This is a genomic window from Streptomyces sp., from assembly GCF_031181705.1.
GTDB lineage: Bacteria > Actinomycetota > Actinomycetes > Streptomycetales > Streptomycetaceae > Streptomyces.
Window position 1 is genome coordinate 1 of sequence record NZ_JAPSKN010000046.1, and the last position, 20,542, is coordinate 20,542.

The window sequence follows — 20,542 nt, forward strand, 5'->3', positions numbered from 1 at the left end:
TCCTGGAGGCCCGGCAGGCCAGCGAGACCGCGCTGCTCTACTTCAGCGGACACGGCGAGTACTGCGAGCAGGACGGCCAGCTGTACTTCCTGACCCGGGACACCGACCCCACCGACCTGCCGGGCACAGCCGTACCGGCGGAGTTCCTGGAGCGGATGCTCCAGTCCTGCCGGGCCGCCTCCAAGCTGGTCCTGCTGGACTGTTGCTCCAGCGGTTCCGTCGTCCAGGGCTGGACCGCCAAGGGCCCTGCGGGACAGCCGGAGCGGCCCGCGCCGAGCACCCTGCTGCGGCCGACCGGCGTGTACTTCATCACCGCGTCCGACGCCCTCCAGGCGGCCTCCGCGATGGCGCCGCAGGGGTCGGACCTCGGCACCTCCCGGTTCACCGGGGAGATCGTCGAAGGCCTGCGCAGCGGCCGGATCAAGGACGGCGGCTGGATCACCCCGGACGACCTCTTCGACTACCTGACCGCGCAGATGACCCGCGACGGGGTGCCGGAGGAGCAGCGGCCCACCAAGTCCACGATCAGGGCCACCCGGAGTCTGCCCTTCGCCCGGTCGGTGGCACGCCCCGTGCGGCTTCCCGTGCTGCCCCACGACGCCACCGGGGCCGCCCGGCGCTCCCCCGCGCTGCTGAAGGCGCGGGAGGCGGCCGAGGCGGACGAACGGGACGGCGTCGACCCGCAGCGGCTGCTGCGGTACTACGCGGACTGCCTCACCGCGCAGGCGGCGGCCGGGATGCGGCCGGACCGGGACGCCGGCCGGAACACGAAGTACTTCCTGCTGGCCCAGGGCGAGGAGACCGTCCAGTCGGGCCGCGGACCGCACATCGTCGCCCCCGGATCGCTGCCCCGGCCCCAGGACGGGCGGACCGGGTCGGACAGCGGGACGGGGACGCGGCAGGAGTACTGGTACGGCTATCCGGCGATCACGCTGCCCTTGCGGGACGGCGGCCGGGGGCGGCGCGCGACGGTGGATCTGGCGCCGCTGCTCGTCCAGCAGATGGAGCTGGCGCCGGACGAGGACGGCCGGGACGTGCTCCGGCCCAGCGGTGTGCCGTCCCTGCACAGCGGCGTCGTCTCGGAACTCCTCGACGCGGGCGACGCCGCCGACCTGGTCGCCCGCTGGCAGCCGGCCTGGCAGGAGGGCAACGACGCCCAGATGCTGCGTGCCGTGCGGGAGCTGCTGGAGGAGCTGGGCCTGCCGGAACTCGAACCGCTGGACCCGTCCGCGCTCAGCGACCGCACGGTCATGCAGGCACTGCGGCCCGGCGCGCACAACGCGGCCGTGCTGCTGGTGCCCTCGGGTGCGGAGGCCATGGCCACCCAGGCGCTGGTGGACAACCTGCTGGAGATTTCCACGCGGACCGCGCAGATCCCGGGCACCGCTCTGGGCGCGCTGCTGGACGGCGGGGCACGACAGGCGCCGGAGACGGCCCCGGCACCGGCGGACGCGGTGACCCCCGTCGCCCCGGGGCCGTGCAACGAGAGCCAGGAGGAGGTGGTGTTCTCGGCGATGACCCGGCCGCTGACGGTGGCGACCGGGCCGCCCGGCACGGGCAAGAGCGAGGTCGTCACGGCGGTCGTCACCACCTGTGTCGCCGCCGGTCAGTCGGTGTTGGTCGCCTCCACGAACAACGAGGCCGTGAACGTCGTCGCCGAGCGCTGCGACGACATCGCGCCCGGCCTGCTGATGCGCACGGGCAACGCGGAGGCGCTGGAGCGGGAGGCGGCCAAGCTGGAACGGCTGCTCGCCGAACCGGCCGGAGCGCCGCGGCGCGGATCGGCCACCGTGGGCGGCGAGCTGCGCAACACCCGGGGAGCGGCCGACCGGTTGCGGGCAGAAGCGGCTCGCCGCGTCGGTGAGGAGACGCGGCTGCTGGAACTCCTCCGTGACCGGGAGGAGCGCGCCGCCGCCCTGGAGCTGCCCCTGCCCCTCCTCGAAGGGGCCTGGGCGGCGGACCCGGACGGCCCGGCCCCGCTGGACCGGTGGGCGGATCGGGCACGGAAGACGGCCGCGGCCCGCTGGTGGCAGCTCGGGGCGTGGCGGCGCGGGCGGGCGCTCGCCGCGCTGGTCGCGGCGGGGGCGGGGCAGTCCGAGGGGTCCGGACCGGCGTGGCCGGCCTGGGCCACGGGACGACCGGTGCCGCCCGAACTGCTGGAGTCGCTGGCCGAGGTCGTGTCCGTGGAGCGGGAGGTGCGGGAACTCGTCCGCGCGCACGGGGAATGGGACGAGGACGGACTCAAGGCGTCCCGGCTGGCGACGGCTCAGGCACTGACCGGCCTGTCGGCGGAACTGTCCCGCGCCCTGTCCGCCGAGGCCCTCGGCCGGGCGACCGGACTCATGAACCAGCGGCTCCAGGCGCTGCGCCGCCGCTCCGGCTACCAGCGCAGCCAGAAGAACCTGATGGCCCACATCAGGGGATGGGCCATCAGCACCCACTCGGTGCGGCAGCTGGAACTCGCCCCGAAGCTGTTCGACCTCGTCGTCATCGACGAGGCCAGCCAGTGCTCCATCCCCTCGGTGCTGCCGCTGCTCTTCCGGGCCCGGCGGGCACTGATCATCGGTGACCCCATGCAGCTCGGGCACATCCCCGGCGTGTCACCGCAGCAGGAGCGGCAGGCACGGACGCGGGCCGGGCTGAGCGCGGCCCAACTGGAGCACCACCGCCTCACCTACCACGTGCACTCCTCGTACCACGCGGCCGAACAGCACGGTGCGGGCGCGCTGCTCCTCGACGAGCACTACCGCTGCCACCCGCGGATCGCGGACGTCGTCAACGGCCACTGCTACGGCGGCCGGCTGCGGGTGCTGACCGACGTGCGGCGGCAGGTACCGGCGCACGACCCGGTGGGAGCGGCCGACCCGGCACCGGTGCTCGGCTGGGTGGACGTGCCTTCCGGCGGATCGGCGCGCGGCGGCGACGGGCGGTCCTGGCGCAACGCGGCGGAGGCGGAGGCCGTGCGCCGCGTGGTCGACGGACTGCTGGCGGGGCTTCCGCCGGACGCGACGGTGGGAGTGGTCACGCCGTTCCGGGCGCAGAAGGAGGCGCTGGCCCGGATGTGGCGGGACGACGACCGGGTCCGGGTCGGCACCGTCCACACCTTCCAGGGCGGACAGCGCGACGTGATGGTGCTCAGTCCGGTGGCGGCGCCCAACACCCCGCCCCGGACCACGCACTGGGTCGCGAGCCAGGTCAACCTGTGGAACGTGGCGGTCACCCGGGCCAAGTCGCAGCTGATCACCGTCGGCGGCCTCGCGTTCTGGCAGGAGCAGAGCGGTCTGCCGGCCCTCCTCGCCACGCGCTCGGCCCCGCTGGGAGCGGGCGACGACGGCGCTCCGGCCGAAGCCGGCATGCCCGGCCCGGTGACCGGGGCCCGCGAGGACCTCACCGACCGCCTGCAGCGGTACCTGACCGAACGGGGCATCACCGATCTGGAGCGGGCCGTGCTGGTGGGCGGACACCCGGTGGACCTGCTGTTCACCGACGCCGGGGAGAACACGGCGGTGCTCATCGACCCCGGACCGGGGCCCGGCGCGGACCCCGCGCGGCACCTTCGGCTCCTTCACGCGCGAGGCGACCTGCTCACCGGACTGCCCTCCGGGGGCCAGGGCGCCAAAGCCTGCCCGGTGAGCCGGACGGTGCGGGTGCCCGCCTGGCGGATCGTGTCGGGCAAGACCGCGCTGGCACCGCTGTTCGACTGAGCCGCGTGCAGGGCCAGGCTCCTCGGAACCCGGCCGACGGCCCGCTCAACCGTCGGACAGGCTTTGTACGACGTACGTCATGTGCTGGAGGTTTCCCGCCCTCAGCCACTCCGTGGGCCCGCCCACACCCTCACTGCTCGTGAGCGGGCCGTCCGCGCAGTCGCTCAGCCACTCTTCGCCCTGCCCGGCTCCCGCTCCCCGGAACTCGGGCAGTTCGGTGATCCGGCGGGCCGCTGCGCGGTTGACGGCGATCCGGTCGGGGCCCCGGGTGAGTGTCTTGGCGAAGAGGTACGCGGTGTCGGTCGTGTAGCGGAGCACACCCCAGGGCGGGCCGCCCTTCCTCCCGGGCGCCGGGGCCTGTGCGAGGGCGCCGGGAGGCTGAACCCCGTAGTCGCCGTAGCCGAGCAGCGGGGTGTACGCCCTGCCCGTCGCGCGCACCTCGTGCCACATGCGCCACTCCGCCCGCGACGCCTCGCACGATCCCTCCTCCAGCTTGTCGGCGGTGACCTGCGGAATGCCGCCTCCGAGCAGGGCGGCGCTTCGCCAGACCGCCAGGGGCATCAGCGCGTCGAGGGCGCGCAGCGCCTCCTTGCCCGCGCCGGGCCGGTCGTCGAGGACCGCCCCCATGTCGAGCAGCAGATCCAACGGCACCTTTGGACCGGTCAGCGCCAGCAGGCTTCTGACGCTCACCCCGAGGCGGTCGTCCCACTCCCCCGAGACCCGCACCCGCACACCCAGACCCCGATGGCACCGCCGGGCCGTCTCCACGGCCGCCGCCTGCTGCTGAGCGGTCCGCTCCGGCCCGGTGACGGGTCGCAACCGTCCCCACTCGCAGTAGACGGCCAGCGCTTCGGCGAGAGCGGCGGTCTGGGCGGCCTCGCCGAAGGGAGCGTCGATCCATCCGCCGTGACGGCTCACCGCGCTCACCCGGCCGACGTACGTGCCGACCACCGTACCCAGCGTCTCCGGCGGCGCCCCGGGCAATGGCGGCAGGTTCCACAGCGGCCTGATCGCGGCCCGGACGTCCGGCCGGAGCCGCTGGAGGGCCCCGGCGGCGTGCGGCCTCGTCGGCAGAACGGGAACATAGTGCGGTCCGGACATCGCGGCTCCCCCTCGACACCGTCCGTGCGGATCCCTTCCCGCCAGGGTCCGTTCGTCTCGGAGCAGTGGAAAGAGGGCGATTCCGGCCCGCGTGGCCGATGTGTGTACCGGTCGAATCGGGATAGTCCGCCCCTGTGGACGCACCACTTGTGACCTTCGGCCACAGCACCGCCGGGCGGGAGCGGATCGCCGGGCTGTTGCGGGAGGCCGGAGTCACGGCCGTCGTGGACGTACGGATCGCTCCCGGCAGTCGCCGGGATCCCGACCTGCTGCGGGAGCGGCTCGGTGTGTGGCTGCCGGACAGTGGTGTCGGGTATCGGTGGGAGCCCGCTCTCGGCGGGTTCCGGCCCTTGCCCGCGGACAGCCCGGACGTCGTCTGGCGCAACAAGTCCTTCCGCGGGTACGCCGCCCACACCCGCTCCCCGGAGTTCGTCGCCGCGATGGACCGCCTGCTGCGCGAGGCCGCGGAGATCCGTACGGCCGTGATGTGCAGCGAGGCGGTCTGGTGGCGGTGTCACCGTCGGCTGATCGCCGACTTCGCGGTGCTCGCCCGTGGCGTACCGGTCCATCACCTCATGCCCGACGGGCGCCTCACCCCCCACACGCCGACGCCCGGCGTGCGGCTGCGTGACGACGGGCTCCTGGTGTACGACGGCTGTGAGGGAGAGGCGGAGGGCGGCTGAGGCAGGGCATCGCCGAGGGCGGCGATCACGGCCGGGGCGTGCCTCGCGTTCAGACGCCCGGCCCGGTGGCCGGCCGGGGGGCGCGTACCGGGCGCCCGGCGCGCGCCGCCCCCGGTCGCCGTGATCCGCTTCACACCAGCCACAGGCCAGGCCCCGGCCTTACAGGGCGTAAAGCGACCGAAGAATGGATATGGGTCATACGGCGACACGCGGGGAGTGTCCGACGTGCCCGGATGCCGGGCGCAGCGGCTTCAGGGGAGGGAGCGCGCATGGGCGGCCGGCCCTTGTATCTCGAACCGCTGTATCTCGAACCCCGGCTCGGGCCGCGGCTGAGGTCGCTCATGGCCGCGGCCGGGACCTTGCACTCGCTCACGGACGCGCTCGGCTCGCCGCTGCACGTCGTGGTGCCCGACCAGATCGCGGAGAACGTGGAGCGGTTCCGGTCCGTGTACCGCGCGCACCACCTGGGCGGGCAGATCTTCTACGCCCACAAGGCCAACCGGTCCAGCGCCCTGCTGCGCCGCCTCGCCGCCACGGACGCGGGCGTGGACGTCGCGTCGCTGGAGGAGTTGCAGCACGCGCTGGGCGCCGGTTTCGCCCCGGGCCGGATCACGGCCACGGGGCCGAAGAACCCGGAGTTCCTGTGGCTCGCGGCCCGTACGGGCGTCACGGTCGGCGTGGACGGGCCCGCAGAGCTGGACCAGCTCGCCGCGCTGGTGCGCAAGCACGCGCTGGACCGGGTCCGGGTCCTGCTGCGGCTGTCGGGCTTCGAGACGGCGGGCGTGCGCGTGCTGAGCCGGCGCAGCCGGTTCGGCACGCCCGTGGCGCAGGCGGAGGAGCTGCTGGAGGCGGTCGAGCGGCACGGCGACGCGGTCGAGGCGACCGGGGTGGCCTTCCATCTGGACACCACGAGCGTGGCGGAGAAGGCGGCCGCTCTCGAGGGGTGCCTGGCGGTTCTGGAGGCGTGCCGGAGCCGGGGGCTGCGGCCCCGGGCCGTGGACGTGGGCGGCGGGTTCGGCGTCAGCTACCTCGCCGAGCGGGAGCAGTGGGAGACGTACACGAGCGAGCTCACCGCGGCGGTGATGGGCCGTCGTCCCCCTCTGACCTGGGGCGGGCACGGTTACGGGCTGCGCGAGGAGTCGGGCACCCTGCGCGGCGCGCTCGGCCTGTACCCCGCGCACCGGTCCGTGGCGGGCCCCGCCTACCTGGACGACCTGCTGGCCCAGCCCGCCCCGTCCCTGGGCGGCCGCCCGCTGGCCGCGCTGCTGCTGGAGCACCTGTACGACCTGTACACCGAGCCCGGCCGGGCGCTGCTTGACCAGTGCGGGCTGACGCTCGCGAAGGTGCTGGAGGTGCGGACGCAGGGCTCCGACGGCGCCCTGCTCGTGCGGCTGGCCGCGAAGGCGGACGACATCGCCCTGGAGGACCACGGCGTGCTGATGGACCCGGTCGTCGTTCCCCGGAGCGGTGCGGCTCAGGGCGAGGGGCCCGTCGCCGTGCACCTCTTCGGCAGCCTGTGCCTGGAGACCGACCTGATCACCCGGCGCACGGTGTTCCTGCCGCGCCGCCCGGCCCCAGGCGACCTGCTGGCCTTCGCCAACACCGCGGGCTACGCCATGGACTTCCACGCCACCCGCGCCCAGCAGCAGCCCGCCGCCCGCAAGGTCGCCGCATGGCAGGACGGCGACGCCTGGCGGTGGTGCCTCGACGACCAGTTCTGGCCGATCACGCCCTCGGGGGGAGTCCAGTGAGGTACGACAGCATCACGGAGGCGATAGGCAACACCCCGCTGGTGCGGATCGACCCGGCCGTGCACGGCCTGCGCCACATCGACCTGTACGCCAAGCTGGAGATGCTCAACCCGTTCGGCTCGGTCAAGGACCGGGCCGCCTGGAACATGGCGCGCCCCCTGCTGGACGAGGCGGTCGGCCGGGGCAGCCAGGTCGTGGAGTTGTCCAGCGGCAACACGGCGAAGGCGCTGGCGGTCGTCGCGGGCATGCACGGCCTGGGCTTCAAGAGCGTCACCAACCGGATGCGCATCCCGGAGATCAAGGACCTCCTGCTGCTGCTCGGCGCGGAGATCGAGGAGCTGCCGGGCCAGAGCGAGTGCCTGGACCCGACGGCGACGGACGATCCGCTGACCCTCTTCCACCGCACCCTGTCGGCGTCCGGCGGCGCCTACCTGCACACCGACCAGTACTTCAACCCGCGCAACACCGAGGCCCATCTGACCGGCACGGGCCCGGAGATCGTGAAGGACCTGGACGGCCGGGTCCCGGACTGGTTCGTCGCCTGCGTCGGCACGGCCGGCTCCTCCACGGGCGTGGCCCGCGCGCTGCGCGAGCAGGACCCGTCGGTGCGGGTGGTCGGGCTGGTGGCGGCCAAGTCCGACTTCATCCCCGGGATCCGCACCCTCGACGAGGTGCAGGAGGTCGGCCTGTTCGACCCGGACACGTACGACACGATGGCGTCGGTGACCGCCGACGAGGCGATCGAGGGGATGCTCACGCTGAACCGCCGCTGCGGCATCCTGGGCGGGCCGACCGGTGGGGCCGCGTACTTCGGCGCGGTCCGTCATCTGCGCGCCCTGGACGAGGAGTCGGAGGAGCGGCGCACGGCGGTGTTCATCGTCTGCGACCGGGTGGAGAGCTATCTGAGCTACGTCCGGCAGCGGCGGCCGGACCTGCTGGGCCGGCCGCCGCGGAAGAACTCGCCGGCCGACCTGTCGGAGGCGGAGGTCGGCGCGGCGCCGTCGGTGACGGTGGCCGAGGCCCGGCGCTGGATCGAGGCCGAGGAGCCGCTCGTGGTCGATCTGCGCAGCCCGTACGCGTACGCGGCGCTGCACATCGACGGTTCGGTCAACATCGTGGACGAGCTGTTCGCCGAACTCGTCCGGGGCGGGCTGCCGTTCAGCCGGAGCCGGCCGGTGCTGCTGGCGTGTCCGGTCGGTGAGCAGTCCGCCCGGTACGCGGCGCTGCTGACCCGGATGGGCCACCCGGACGTGCGCAGTCTGGCGGGCGGCATCATCGCCTGGCGGGACGCGGGCGCGCCCCTGGTGCGGGACTGACGGGCATGACGACACCGACCGCAGGCCAGGACCTCGGCGCGTGGCAGCGGGAGCTGCGCGCCCGGTTCCCCATCGTCACCGGGCATCCGGAACTCGCGTACCTGGACAGCGCGGCCACGGCGCAGAAGCCGCAGGCCGTCCTGGACGCCGTGCAGACCTACCTCACGACGTCCAACGCCAACTCCGCGCGCGGCACGTACACCTGGGCCAACCGGACCACGGAGCTGGTCGAGCGGACCCGGGAGCGCGTCGCGCGGTTCCTGGGCGATCCCGGGACCGGCGGCTCGGTCGTGCACTTCACCGGCGGCACGACCGAGGGGCTGCGCACGATCGCCCGCGACTGGCTGCCCGGATTCCTGCGCGACGGCGACGAGATCGTCGTACCCGAAGCCGACCACCAGGCCAACATCGTGCCGTGGCTGGAGGCGCAGCGGCAGCTCGCGCGGGAGGGCGTGCGGGTGCGGGTGGTGCCGATGCCGTACCAGAGCGGCTCCGGGGACTACGACCACCGGGCGCTGGCCGAACGGGCCGGGCCGCGCACCCGGTTCGTCGCCACGACGCACGTGCACCATGTCTACGGCGGCGACATGAACGTGCAGCGCATCCGCCGGGCGGTCGGCCCGGACGCGGTGATCTGCCTGGACGCGGCGCAGAGCGTGGGGCACCTGCCGGTGTCGGTGGCCGAGTTGGACGTCGACTTCGTCGTCTTCTCCGGGCACAAGGCGCTGGCCCTGCCCGGCTCGGGTGCGGTGTGGGCGCGGCAGGCGCGCGGGCCGGCGTTCGTGCCCGGCGGGTGGAGCGGCACCCCGAACACGGTGGGCATCGCCTCGCTCGAAGCGGCCCTCGACTGGCTGGACGCGGCCGGTGTGGACCGGATCGAGCGCTGGACCGCCGACCTGGCGTCCCGGCTCACCGACGGGCTGCGCCGGCTCGACGCCTACGAGGTCCTCGGCTGTCCGCTGAGCCTGGCCGCCGACTCGCCCGTGCAGCGGCGCCTGGGCATCGTCTCCCTGCGGCACCGGGCCATCGACTCGGGTGACCTGGGTTTCATCCTCTTCAGCCACGGCTTCATGGTGCGCTCGGATCACCACTGCCAGGGCGACGCGGGCGAGAAGACCGGTTCGGTGCGGGTGAGCCTGCATGTGTACAACACCGTGGAGGAGATCGACCGGCTGCTGTCCGTTCTCGCCTCACTCGAGTGACCGCCCCCACTGGGCGTAATGAGAACCGTTTCCACCTGTAGGCTCGTTCCGGCAGGAGTCAGGTGCGAGACGGCAAGGTGGCACGACCGGATGGGGCTGAGTCTGGCGACGGCGGAGCGGTGGGTGGAGCGCTGGGAGCTCCAGCAGCAGCGGTACGCCGTCGACCGCGAGGAGCGGTTCACGGTGATCGCCGACGTCGTGGAGCACATCACGGCGGGGCACGAGGGCCGGCCGCTCGTGGTCGACCTGGGCTGCGGGCCGGGCTCGCTCGCGGCCCGGCTGGTCCGGCGGCTGCCGCGGGCGGAGGTCGTGGCCGTCGACCGGGACCCCCTCCTGCTGGAACTGGGCCGGACGCACCACCCGGACGCCGCCCGCTACGTCGACGCGGAGATCGGCGCACCGGGCTGGACCGAGGCCCTGGAGCTGGACCGGCCGCTGGACGCGGCCGTCTCCACCACGGCCCTGCACTACCTCGACCACGTCACCCTGCTGCGCACCTACCGGCAGCTCGCCGCGCTGCTGCGCCCCGGTGGCGTCCTCGTCAACGGCGACCACCTCCCCCAGGACGAGGCGGGCCCTGCCGGGATCGCCGCCCATGTGGGGCGGTGCCGGGCCGGGCGGCAGCGGGTGTTCGCGCACGAGGACTGGGGCTCCTGGTGGGCCGCGGTCGCGGAGGACCCCGAGCTGGCCGACCTGCTCGCCGAGCGCCGGCGCCGCGCGGAGCCCGCCGGCACCGGCCGCCCCGCCGAACTCCCCGTCTCCGTGCACCTGGACCTGCTCCGGCGGGCGGGTTTCCGGCAGGCCGGGCCGGTCTGGCAGTACGGCGAGAGCTGCGTGGTGGTCGCCGTCCGCTGACCCGCCCGGGCTCACCCCTGCGCTGCCGCCAGATGGTGGGCGGCGGCGGGCCGCCGGAGCATGGACGCAGACGAGCCGCCCCAGGGCGATGCCGCCATGCCGGTCCCCCGGCGGCCACCAGCACACGCGAGGAGCCCCGATGAACACCGCCGAGCACATCACCCACGCGGACCACCCACACGCCCACGGCGACGACTGCGGCCACGTCGCCTTCCCCCACGGTGACCACACGGACTACGCCCACGACGGCCACGTCCACCGGACGCACGAGGACCACGTCGACGAGTGCGTCACCGGCGGCCACACCGTGCACCACAACCACGACCACCAGCACGGCGACACCTGCGGCCACCTGGCCGTACGGCACGGCGACCACACCGACTACGTGCACGACGGGCACCGCCACGCCGCCCACGAGGGTCACTGGGACGACCACTGACCCGAGCCGGGCCCGGGGGTCCCAGGGTCCTAGGACAGGGCGTCCCAGTGGACGGTGCGGTCGCACCAGCGCTGAAGCAGCGTGCGGTCGTGGCCGACGGCCAGCAGGGCGGCGCCCGTCCCGGCACGGTAGTCCTCGACGGCGGCGACCAGGGCGGCGGCGGTGGACGCGTCGAGCATGGCGGTCATCTCGTCGCACACCAGCACGCGCGGGCGCAGCACCAGGGCGCGGGCCAGGCAGGCGCGCTGCAGCTGGCCGTCGCTGACCTCGTGCGGGCGCCTGGTCAGCAGGTCGGGCGTGAGACCGACGGCAGGGGCCAGCTCGGCGATCCGCTCGGGGATCTCCCGGGCGCGGCCGGTGGCGCGCAGGGGTTCGGCGATCAGGTCGGCGAGCGGCAGCCGGGGGTCCGCGGAGAGCCTGGCCTGCTGGAAGACCACACCGAAGGCGGTGCGCTGGGCGCGCGGGGCGCGGTGGCGCCAGTGCCGTACGGGGGCGCCGTCCAGCAGGACGGTGCCCGCGTCGGGGCGGTGCAGCAGGGCCGCGACCCGGGCCAGGGTGGACTTGCCGCAGCCGCTCGGGCCGAGCAGCCCGACGGACTCGCCCGGGGCCAGGGTGAGGGAGACGTCCCGGACGACGGGGGTCTTCCTGGTGTATCCGGCGGTGATGGAGCGCAGTTCAAGCACGGACGTCCTCCGGCACGTGCGGGTGGTGGCAGGCGACCGGTCCGGGCGGGGGCACCTGGCTGGTGCAGATGCCGTCGGCGCGGGTGCAGCGCGGGGCGAAGGCGCAGCCGTCGGGGAGGTCGCCCAGCTCGGGCGGCATGCCAGGGACGGGAGTGAAGGCGCGGTCGGGCAGGGCCTGCAGGAGGCCGCGGCTGTAGGGGTGGCGGGGGCCGGGGTCGCCGAAGAAGGCGGTGGCGTCGGCGAGTTCGACGATCCGCCCCGCGTACATGACGGCGACCCGGTCCGCGATGCGCTCCGCCGCCGCCAGATCGTGGGTGATCATCAGCAGGGCCCGTCCGCCCTCCCGCGTCCCGCCCGGGTCGTCGACGTGCCGGCGCAGTTCGTCGACCGTACGGTCCACCAGGTCGCGGTCGAGTCCGGTGGTGGGTTCGTCGGCGAGGAGCAGGGGGGCGTCGCCGACCAGGGCGAGGGCGGTGGCGGCGCGCTGGGCGAGGCCGCCGGAGAGTTCGTGCGGGTACCGGTCGAGGTGGGAGGCGGGGAAGGCGGCCCGTTCGGCGGCCGCCTCCGCCGCGGCGCGCAGGGCGGCGCGGCCCCGGGTGGCGGTGAGGGCGGCGACGGTCTCCTCCAGCTGGGAACGGACGGTGCGCACGGGCGTGAGGTGGGCGGCCGGGCTCTGCGGTACGAGCCCGATGAGCCGGCCCCGTACCGTGCGGGCGAGGGTCCGCTCGCCCGCGGTGAGCAGGTCCAGGTCGCCCAGCAGGGCCGAGCCGGCGGTCTGCGCGTTGCCGGGGAGCAGCCCGAGCAGCGCGGAGGCCAGCACGGACTTGCCGCAGCCGCTCTCCCCGATGAGGGCGAGGCACTCCCCCGGCGCCACGTCGAACCGGGCCCCGGTGACGGCCGCGACGTGCCGCCCGGCGGGCATGAGGAACCGCACGGAGAGGTCACGCACGGACAGCACGGGGGCTCGCCGGGGGGCCGGGCCCGCTCCCGTGTCCGCCGGCTGGGGGCCGATTGAGGTGCTCACAGCATCAGCTCCGATCGGTGACGGGGATGGAGCCGCTCCCGCCACGCGCCCGCGAGGCCCGCGATGGCCAGGGTGGGGACGATGAGGAAGAGGCCCGGGAAGAGGGTCGGCCACCACTGGCCGGCGAGGAGGGAGCCGCGGGCCGTCTGGATGAGGGTGCCGAGGCTCGCCGTGTGCGTGGGCAGGCCCAGGCCGAGGAAGGACAGGGCCGACTCGTGCCACATGGCGTGCGGCACCATCAGCACGGCGGCCAGGGCGGCCTGCGGCAGCACGGCCGGCAGCAGATGCCGTACGGCCACCCGCCACCGGGAGGCCCCGCCGGAGACGGCCGCGTCGATGTAGGGCCGCGACCGCAGCGACAGCACCTCGGCGCGCACGATCCGGGCCGTGGACAGCCAGTGGGTGAGCGCGACCGAGATCACCACCGGCCACACGCCGGGCCGGAACATCGCGACGATGAAGATGCCGAGCAGCAGGTGCGGCACGGAGGAGAACGTGTCGACCACCCGCATCAGGGCGCGGTCGGCCCAGCCGCCCAGCGCCCCGGCCGCCGCGCCCACGGCGGTGCCGACGACGGTCGCCGTCACCGCCGCCGCCACGCCGACCAGCAGCGACACGCGCAGTCCGTAGACGCAGCGCAGCAGCAGGTCGCGGCCGACGTCGTCGGTGCCGAACGGGTGCTGCAAGGAGGGTGGTTGGAGCTTGGCGGCGAGGTCGACGGCCTGCTGGTCGAGCTGGGCCAGCGGCGGCACGAGCAGTACGGCGAGGACGGTCACGGCCACCAGCGCGGCGGAGGTGCGCACGCGCAGGGCGCGGGTGGAGCGGCGCTTCGGCCCGTACGACCGCCACGCGCTCTCGGCCGGGGAGCCGGCGGGCGCCGGTGCGTCACATGTCACTGAGCTTCACCCTCGGGTCGAACAGTCCGTAGAGCAGGTCGGCGAGCAGGTTGCCGGCGAGCACGGCGGCGGTGGCCAGGGCCGTCAGGCCGGCGAGCAGCGGGAAGTCGACGGCGGTGGCGGCCTCGACGGTGGCGGCGGCGATGCCCGGCCAGCTGAAGACGCTCTCCACCAGCAGGGCGCCGGTGATGAGTTCGGGCACGCGGGAGCCGATGAGCGTGAGCACCGGCAGCAGCCCGGAGCGCAGGGCGTGCCCGAGCAGCACGGTGCGTTCGCTCAGGCCGCGGGCGCGGGCGCCACGCACGGGGTCCTCGGCCAGCGCGTCGCCGACGCCCTGGCGGACGTACAGCGTGAACCAGGGCAGCTGGGACACCGCGAGGACCCCGGCGGGCAGTACGAGGTGGCTCGTGACCTGCCCGAACGTCACCTGTTCACGGCCGGTGTCGGTCAGGCCGCCGGCCGGCAGGACGTCCCACTGCAGGGCGAACAGCCAGATCGCGAGCAGCGCGATCCAGAAGACCGGGGCCGCCTCCAGGGTGTAGGCGAGGGAGGTCACGGCCCGGTCGACGGCGGAGCCCGGGCGGCGGGCGGCGAGCACACCGAGGACCGTGCCCACCAGCACGGCGGCGGCGAAGGCGGCCGCGCACAGCAGGGCGGACCACACGAGGCGTTCGCCGATCACCTGGGCGACCGGCTGCCGCAGCACGCTGGAGTGGCCGAGGTCGCCGGTGAGCGCCGAGGTCAGCCAGTCCCACCAGCGGACGGCGAACGGCCGGTCCACGCCGAGGTTCTCGCGCAGCCGGTCCAGGGTCTCCTGGTCGGCGCCGAGCGCGGCGGTGCCGGCGTAGGCCTTGACGGGGTCGAAGGGGGAGGCGGCGGCGATGGCGAACACGCCGAAGGTGACGACGAGCAGGACGGGGACGGCGAACAGCGCCCGCCGCCCCGCCAGCCGTGCCATGGCTCCCCAGGGCACGCGGCTCACTTCTTCGGCTGCCAGTCCTCGATGTTCCACCAGGGGCCGCTGGCGAAGCCGTGCTCGTGCGGCTCCAGTTGGGTGCCCAGGCCGTCCCAGCGGTCGGCCAGCACGTAGAGGTGGTCGATGTGGGTGAGGAAGGTGTAGCCGGGGTCCTGCACCAGGGCGCGCTGCACCTTGTCGTAGGCGGACCGGCGCTCGTCCGGGTCCTGGCTGCGGCGGCCGTTGTCGAGGGCGCGGTCCACGGCCGGGTTGTCGTAGCGGGCCATGTTGTTGAAGCCGTCGCCGGCGAGGGAGGAGTGCAGCAGGGTGTACAGGCCGAAGTCGGGGTCGCCGGTGCTGCCGAAGCCGGCGAGGACGGCGGTGTCCCTCATGCGCGGCTCGATGACCTCCCAGGTGGCGCTCTCCACCCGGACGTCGATGCCGGCCTTCTTGGCGTCGGAGGCGTAGGCGAGGGCGTGGTCCTGGCGGACCTTGTCGCCGGAGGGGTAGAGCAGGGTGAAGGAGGCCCGCCGGCCGTCCTTGGCGCGGATGCCGCCCTCGCCGGGCTTCCAGCCGGCCTCGTCCAGGATCTTCCTCGCCCTGCCGAGGTCGTGGGCGCGTTCGACGGACTTGCTGAACGCCGGGTCGTCGACGGGCAGCGGTCCGTAGGCCGGGCGGCCCGCGCCGTCCAGGATCCGGTCGACCATGGCCTCGCGGTCGACGGCGGCGTCGAGGGCCCGGCGGATCGCGCGGTCGCCGGTGACCTCGTGCGCGGTGGGGAGGGTGACGGCCCGGAAGTCGTAGGAGCGGGCCTGGTAGGTGCGCTTGCCGTCGTCGTTCTTGAAGGTGGCGGCGAGGTTGGGCGGGAGGACGGCGCCGTCGAGGTCGCCGGAGCGCAGGCGGGTGGCGCGGACGTTGTCGTCGGCGACGATCGCCATGGTGAAGCTCTTCACCTTCGGCGCGCCGCCCCAGTAGCGGGGGTTGGCCTTGAAGGTGAGCTTCTCGCCCTTGCTCCACTTCGACAGGACGTACGGTCCCGTACCGACCGGCTTGGTGTTGAAGGAGCCGGTGTTCGGGTTCTGCCCGCCCGCGAGGTGCTCGGGGACGATGGGCAGGACCGTGCGGGCGGCGAAGGGGGCGTAGGGGTACTTGAGGGTGAAGACGACCCGGTCGTCGCCCTCGGCCCGGACCTCCTTGACGGCGTCCAGCTCGCTCTTGAAGGTGTTGTTCGTCTTCGCGTCGAGCACGGTCCGGTAGGTGTAGACGACGTCGGCGGCCGTCAGCGGCTCGCCGTCGCTGAACTCGACGCCCTCGCGCAGGGTGAAGGTGTACGTGCGGCCGCCGTCGGTGACCTCGGGCAGCGCGGCCGCCAGGGCGGGCTTCAGCTTCAGGTCGGCGTCGCGGGCGAGGAGCCCGTCGAAGACCTTGGAGTTGCCGTCCTTGCCGTAGCCGAGCAGCGGGCTCAGGGTGTCCGGCTCGGAGGCCACCCCGATGACGACGGATCCGGCGGACGTGCCGTCGTCCGAGCCGCCACTGCTCGGCGCGGAGCAGGCGGTGACCGCCGCGGCCAGCGCCGCCGTGACGGCGGCCCCTCGTATCCGACGGGTCGACATGTGACCTCACACCCTTGTTGCGCTAGTCAGGTTGTTGCCAAGACTTCGCAATTAAACAGCCAAGGGGGGTGGTCGCGCACCATCGCGGTGCGGAAGAGCCAGGCCGTGGACGCACGCGCGGGCCGGTGGCGCACCCCGGACCCCGGGTGCGCCACCGGCCCGTACGCCTGCCGGCTCAGCCCTGGGTCAGGGTGATGTCCTGGCCCGAGACGGCGTGGAAGGTGGGCAGCGGCAGGCCGCTGAAGGTGCGCAGTTCCATCAGGGTGGCCTCGACGTGTGCCGCGCCGGGCACGAGCACGCCGGGCGCGGGCCGGCCCGAGTTCACCCAGCGGTGCACGATGCCGTCGCACACGGCCCGGGTGCCGCCGACGCCGTAGCGGGTGGTGGAGAGGCCCTGGCGCACGGAGGAGCTGACGAAGACCGGACCGCTGGAACTCGCGCAGCGGTAGGTGCCGGACAGGGTGACGGTGCCGTCGGCGGCGACGCGGCCCACCGCGTCGACGGTCACGGACTCGTACGGGGCGAGGGTGGACGCGGTGGCGGGGGCCGCGCCGGCGCCGGTCAGCGCCAGCAGCGCGGCACCGGCCGCCGCACCGAGAAGAGAACGCACACGCATGGGGGAAACCTCCCGGAATGAGCGGAATGTCGTACTTCCACTCGTACCGGCCCTCCGGGCCGCCGCCGGTGACCCTCACCCCTTCGGTGGCGAGTTGGCACCGGGCGTCGTGGAACGGTCCGGGGAATGTCCGGGACGTGTCACGCTTCCGGCCGCGCCGTTCCGATGAGCCCGGGGCGGGAGGATGGTCTGTCCGTACGAGTCGCCCGAACCGTTCGGACGGCCCTACCGACGTGGAGGTGCGCCATGTGTGCCCACCAGCCCCTGTGCCCCGCGACCGGCTCCCGCGCCGCGCACGTCGTCGCCGCCCACCCCGAGCAGGGCTGGAGCCTGCGGTGCGACGGGGCGATCGTCTTCGACGACACCGGCGAACTGCTGCCGGACGGACGCGTGGTGGAGCCCCGCCGGGTGGGTGTGGAGCAGCTGGCCGCCGCGGCCTGACCGGAATGTCGCCTCAGGGCAGGACCGCGAAGCCGTCCAGTTCCACCAGCGCCTCCTCGTCCCACAGCCGGACCACCTGGACGACTGCCATGGCCGGGTAGTCACGGCCCGCCAGCTTCCGCCACAGGCGGCCCAGTTCCCGGGCGTGGGTGCGGTAGGCGGCGACGTCCGTGGCGTAGACGGTGACGCGGGCCAGGTCGGCCGGGGTGCCGCCGACCGCCGCGAGGGCGCTCAGCAGGTTGGCGAGGGCCTTCTCGAACTGCTCGGGCAGGGTCGCTCCGGCCACCTTGCCGTCGGTGTCCAGCGCGGTCTGCCCCGCCAGGAACACCACGCGGGAGCCGGTGGCGACGACGGCGTGGGAGAATCCGGCCGGCGGGGACAGGCCGGGCGGGTTGACGCGTTCGGTGCTCACCGGGCCTCCCGCCGGGCGTACAGCTCCTTGGCGATGATGCCGCGCTGGACCTCGCTGGCGCCCTCGTACACGCGGGGCGCGCGGACCTCGCGGTAGAGGTGTTCGAGCAGGTGGCCGCGGCGCAGCGCCCGGGCGCCGTGCAGCTGGACGGCCGTGTCGACGACGTACTGCGCGGTCTCGGTGGCGAGCAGTTTCGCCATGGCGGAGCGCCCGGGCACGTCCGGGGCACCCTCGTCGTACGCGGTCGCCGCCGCGTAGACCATCAGCCGGGCCGCCTCCGTGCGCAGGGCCATCTCCGCGACCTGGTGGGAGACGGCCTGCAGGTCGCGCAGTGTGCCGCCGAAGGCCTCGCGGCGGGCGGTGTGCGCGAGGGTGGCGTCGAGCGCCGCCTGAGCCATGCCGACGGCGAAGGCGCCGACGCTGGGCCGGAACAGGTTGAGCGTGCCCATGGCGACCGGGAAGCCGCGGTCGACCTCGCCCAGCACGTCGTCGGACGTCACCGGTACGCCGTCGAAGTCGAGCGCGCCGATGGGGTGCGGAGCGAGCATGTCGAGCCCGCGTCCGGTCAGCCCCGGGCGGTCGGCGGGCACGAGGAACGCCGTGACCCCGCGGGCGCCGGCGCCCGGGGTGGTCCGCGCGAAGACCGTGTAGAAGTCCGCCTCCGGCGCGTTGGAGATCCAGCACTTCTCGCCGGTGAGCCGCCAGCGGGCGGTGCCGTCGGGGTGGGCGGTCAGCTCCAGGGCCGCCGCGTCCGAGCCCGCGCCCGGCTCGCTCAGGGCGAAGGCCGCGACGGCCGTGCCGTCGGTGACCCCGGGCAGCCAGCGGGCCCGTTGGGCCCCGGTGCCGTGCGCGTGGACCGGGTGGGCGCCGAGACCCTGCAGGGCCAGGGCCGTCTCGGCCTCCGTGCAGGCCCGGGCCAGGGACTCGCGCATCAGGCACAGGTCGAGCGCGCCGGAGGCGAACAGCCGCCCGAGCAGGCCCAGTCGGCCCAGTTCGGCGACCAGGGCCCGGTTCACCCGGCCCGGCTCGCCCTTCTCGGCCAGGGGGCGCAGCCGCTCCGCGGCCAGGGCGCGCAGCTCGGCGCACCAGGCGAGTTGTGCCGGTTCGAGCGAGAATGCGGTCATCGCCGGTCCCTTCTCCGCCGCCCTGCGTCCGGCCGGGCCACTCCGAGGCTATCGCGAACCGTTGACTGTCGTCACCAACACGATACGCTCCAGAGGCGAGCCCACCACGCCAAGGGGGCGAACCGTATGCATGCACGGCGCACGGCCCACGTCGACACCTTCGCGCGCGACCATCTGCCACCCCCCGACCAATGGCCCGAGCTCCGCTTCGACCTGCCGGAGCTGCGCTATCCCGAACGGCTCAACTGCGCCGCCGAACTGCTGACCGGCCAGCCCGGCGACCGCCCCGCGTTCCTCACCCCCGCCGGCAAGCCGTGGACGTACGACGATCTGCGGGCCCGGGTCGACCGCGTGGCCCACCTGCTCACCGGTGAACTCGGTGTCCTCCCCGGCAACCGGGTGCTGCTGCGCGGACCCACCACGCCCTGGCTCGCCGCCTGCTGGCTCGCGGTGCTGAAGGCGGGGGCCGTCGCGGTCACCGTGCTCGCCCAGCAGCGCCCGCACGAACTGAGCACGATGTGCGAGATCGCCCGGGTGCGGCACGCGCTGTGCGACATCCGCTCCGTCGACGACCTCGCCAAGGCCGAGATCCCCGGCCTGCGCATCACGACCTACGGCGGTGACGCGCCCGACGACCTGCTCCACCGCCCGGCGCCCGAGACCCCGTTCGAGGCCGCCCCGACGGCGGCCGACGACGTGGCGCTGATCGCCTTCACCTCCGGCACCACCGGCCGCCCCAAGGGCTGCATGCACTTCCACCGGGACGTCCTGGCGATCGCCGACACCTTCTCCCGGCACGTCCTGCGGCCCCGCGCCGACGACGTCTTCACGGGCAGTCCCCCGCTCGGCTTCACCTTCGGCCTCGGCGGGCTGGTCGTCTTCCCGCTGCGGGCCGGGGCGAGCGCGCTGCTGCTGGAGCAGGCAGGTCCGAGGCAGCTGCTGCCGGCCATCGCCCGGCACCGGGTCTCCGTGCTGTTCACCGCCCCCACGGCGTACCGCGCGATGCTCGGCGAGCTCGACGGCCACGACCTGTCGTCCCTGCGCCGGTGCGTCTCGGCCGGCGAGAACCTGCCCGCCGCCACCTGGCAGGCCTGGCACGAACGCACCGGCCTGCGCCTCATCAACGGCATCGGCGCCACCGAGCTGCTGCACATCTTCATCTCCGCCGCCGACGAGCACATCCGCCCGGGCACCACGGGCGTCCCCGTGCCGGGCTGGCAGGCGCGCGTGCAGGACGCCGACGGCGCGCCGGTGCCCGACGGGCAGCCCGGGCTGCTCGCCGTGCGCGGACCGGTCGGCTGCCGCTACCTCGCCGACCCACGGCAGCGCGGGTACGTGCGCGACGGCTGGAACATCACCGGCGACACCTACGTCCGCGATCCCGACGGCTTCTTCCGGTACGTCGCCCGCGCCGATGACATGATCATCTCGGCCGGGTACAACATCGCGGGCCCCGAGGTCGAGGACGCGCTGCTGCGCCACCCGGACGTGGTGGAGGCGGCGGTCGTCGGGCGGCCCGACGAGGAACGCGGCCAGGTGGTGGTGGCCTTCGCCGTGCTGAGGGAGGGCGCCGACCGGGACGCCGGGGCACTGCGCGCCTTCGTCAAGAAGGAACTGGCCCCGTACAAGTGCCCGCGCCGGATCGTCTTCCTGGACGCGCTGCCGCGCACGGCCACCGGCAAGCTCCAGCGGTTCCGGCTGCGCACGGAAGGCGGCCGGGACTGATC

Annotated in this window: 18 protein-coding genes; 9 read left to right on the forward strand and 9 right to left on the reverse strand. The window is 74.3% G+C overall.

Going from position 1 to position 20,542, the window contains the following annotated elements:
- Positions 1-3,704 (forward strand): AAA domain-containing protein (locus RIN80_RS11905; RefSeq protein WP_309095529.1); only part of this gene is annotated, 3,704 nt, incomplete at its 5' end.
- A 45-nt stretch (positions 3,705-3,749) separates the two neighbouring features.
- Here the strand turns inward: RIN80_RS11905 and RIN80_RS11910 are convergent.
- Positions 3,750-4,805, reverse strand: coding sequence for a beta family protein (locus RIN80_RS11910; RefSeq protein ID WP_309095530.1), 1,056 nt, complete (start codon positions 4,803-4,805; stop codon positions 3,750-3,752).
- 134 nt (positions 4,806-4,939) lie between these two features.
- On the opposite strand from RIN80_RS11910, the gene RIN80_RS11915 reads away from it, so the two are divergent.
- The 6 genes from RIN80_RS11915 (at position 4,940) to RIN80_RS11940 (ending at position 11,051) form a co-directional block, all read left to right on the forward strand.
- Positions 4,940-5,488, forward strand: coding sequence for a DUF488 domain-containing protein (locus RIN80_RS11915; RefSeq protein WP_309095531.1), 549 nt, complete (start codon positions 4,940-4,942; stop codon positions 5,486-5,488).
- 269 nt (positions 5,489-5,757) lie between these two features.
- A complete protein-coding gene (locus tag RIN80_RS11920) occupies positions 5,758-7,239 on the forward strand; it encodes a Y4yA family PLP-dependent enzyme (RefSeq protein ID WP_309095532.1) in 1,482 nt (493 codons plus the stop codon).
- Positions 7,236-8,555 carry a pyridoxal-phosphate dependent enzyme gene (locus RIN80_RS11925; protein WP_309095533.1) on the forward strand — a complete coding sequence of 440 codons (1,320 nt, stop codon included), beginning with the start codon at positions 7,236-7,238 and terminating at the stop codon, positions 8,553-8,555. The genes RIN80_RS11920 and RIN80_RS11925 overlap by 4 nt, the downstream gene beginning before the upstream one ends.
- A gap of 5 nt (positions 8,556-8,560) precedes the next feature.
- On the forward strand, positions 8,561-9,757 hold the full coding sequence (locus RIN80_RS11930; RefSeq protein ID WP_309095534.1) for an aminotransferase class V-fold PLP-dependent enzyme: 1,197 nt from the start codon (positions 8,561-8,563) through the stop codon (positions 9,755-9,757).
- A 90-nt stretch (positions 9,758-9,847) separates the two neighbouring features.
- Entirely contained in the window at positions 9,848-10,612 is a 765-nt protein-coding gene (locus tag RIN80_RS11935; protein ID WP_309095535.1) for a class I SAM-dependent methyltransferase, read from the forward strand.
- A 139-nt stretch (positions 10,613-10,751) separates the two neighbouring features.
- Positions 10,752-11,051, forward strand: coding sequence for a hypothetical protein (locus tag RIN80_RS11940; RefSeq protein ID WP_309095536.1), 300 nt, complete (start codon positions 10,752-10,754; stop codon positions 11,049-11,051).
- Between the two features lie 29 nt (positions 11,052-11,080).
- On the opposite strand, the gene RIN80_RS11945 is transcribed toward RIN80_RS11940, so the two are convergent.
- The 6 genes from RIN80_RS11945 to RIN80_RS11970 all read right to left on the reverse strand — a co-directional run bounded on the left by RIN80_RS11945 (position 11,081) and on the right by RIN80_RS11970 (position 16,838).
- Positions 11,081-11,734, reverse strand: coding sequence for an ATP-binding cassette domain-containing protein (locus RIN80_RS11945; RefSeq protein WP_309095537.1), 654 nt, complete (start codon positions 11,732-11,734; stop codon positions 11,081-11,083).
- Positions 11,727-12,656, reverse strand: a complete 930-nt coding sequence (locus tag RIN80_RS11950) for an ABC transporter ATP-binding protein (RefSeq protein ID WP_309095556.1) — start codon at positions 12,654-12,656, stop codon at positions 11,727-11,729. The genes RIN80_RS11945 and RIN80_RS11950 overlap by 8 nt, the downstream gene beginning before the upstream one ends.
- A 98-nt stretch (positions 12,657-12,754) precedes the next feature.
- Positions 12,755-13,654 carry an ABC transporter permease gene (locus RIN80_RS11955; protein WP_309095538.1) on the reverse strand — a complete coding sequence of 300 codons (900 nt, stop codon included), beginning with the start codon at positions 13,652-13,654 and terminating at the stop codon, positions 12,755-12,757.
- The gene (locus RIN80_RS11960) at positions 13,644-14,612 is read right to left on the reverse strand and encodes an ABC transporter permease (RefSeq protein WP_309095557.1); all 969 of its coding nucleotides are present in this window, start codon (positions 14,610-14,612) and stop codon (positions 13,644-13,646) included. Before RIN80_RS11960 ends, RIN80_RS11955 begins: the two co-directional genes overlap by 11 nt.
- Before the next feature lie 20 nt (positions 14,613-14,632).
- Positions 14,633-16,222: an ABC transporter substrate-binding protein gene (locus tag RIN80_RS11965; RefSeq protein ID WP_309095539.1), complete on the reverse strand. Its 1,590-nt coding sequence runs from the start codon at positions 16,220-16,222 to the stop codon at positions 14,633-14,635.
- Positions 16,223-16,397: 175 nt separating this feature from the next.
- Positions 16,398-16,838, reverse strand: coding sequence for a DUF6299 family protein (locus RIN80_RS11970; RefSeq protein ID WP_309095540.1), 441 nt, complete (start codon positions 16,836-16,838; stop codon positions 16,398-16,400).
- A gap of 246 nt (positions 16,839-17,084) precedes the next feature.
- On the opposite strand from RIN80_RS11970, the gene RIN80_RS11975 reads away from it, so the two are divergent.
- Entirely contained in the window at positions 17,085-17,279 is a 195-nt protein-coding gene (locus RIN80_RS11975; protein WP_309095541.1) for a DUF5999 family protein, read from the forward strand.
- A gap of 13 nt (positions 17,280-17,292) precedes the next feature.
- Here RIN80_RS11975 and RIN80_RS11980 read toward each other — a convergent pair whose 3' ends face one another.
- Positions 17,293-17,691, reverse strand: coding sequence for a RidA family protein (locus tag RIN80_RS11980; protein WP_309095542.1), 399 nt, complete (start codon positions 17,689-17,691; stop codon positions 17,293-17,295).
- On the reverse strand, positions 17,688-18,815 hold the full coding sequence (locus tag RIN80_RS11985; protein ID WP_309095543.1) for an acyl-CoA dehydrogenase family protein: 1,128 nt from the start codon (positions 18,813-18,815) through the stop codon (positions 17,688-17,690). The genes RIN80_RS11980 and RIN80_RS11985 overlap by 4 nt, the downstream gene beginning before the upstream one ends.
- A gap of 126 nt (positions 18,816-18,941) precedes the next feature.
- On the opposite strand from RIN80_RS11985, the gene RIN80_RS11990 reads away from it, so the two are divergent.
- Entirely contained in the window at positions 18,942-20,540 is a 1,599-nt protein-coding gene (locus tag RIN80_RS11990) for an AMP-binding protein (protein ID WP_309095544.1), read from the forward strand.
- Positions 20,541-20,542: the final 2 nt, after the last annotated feature.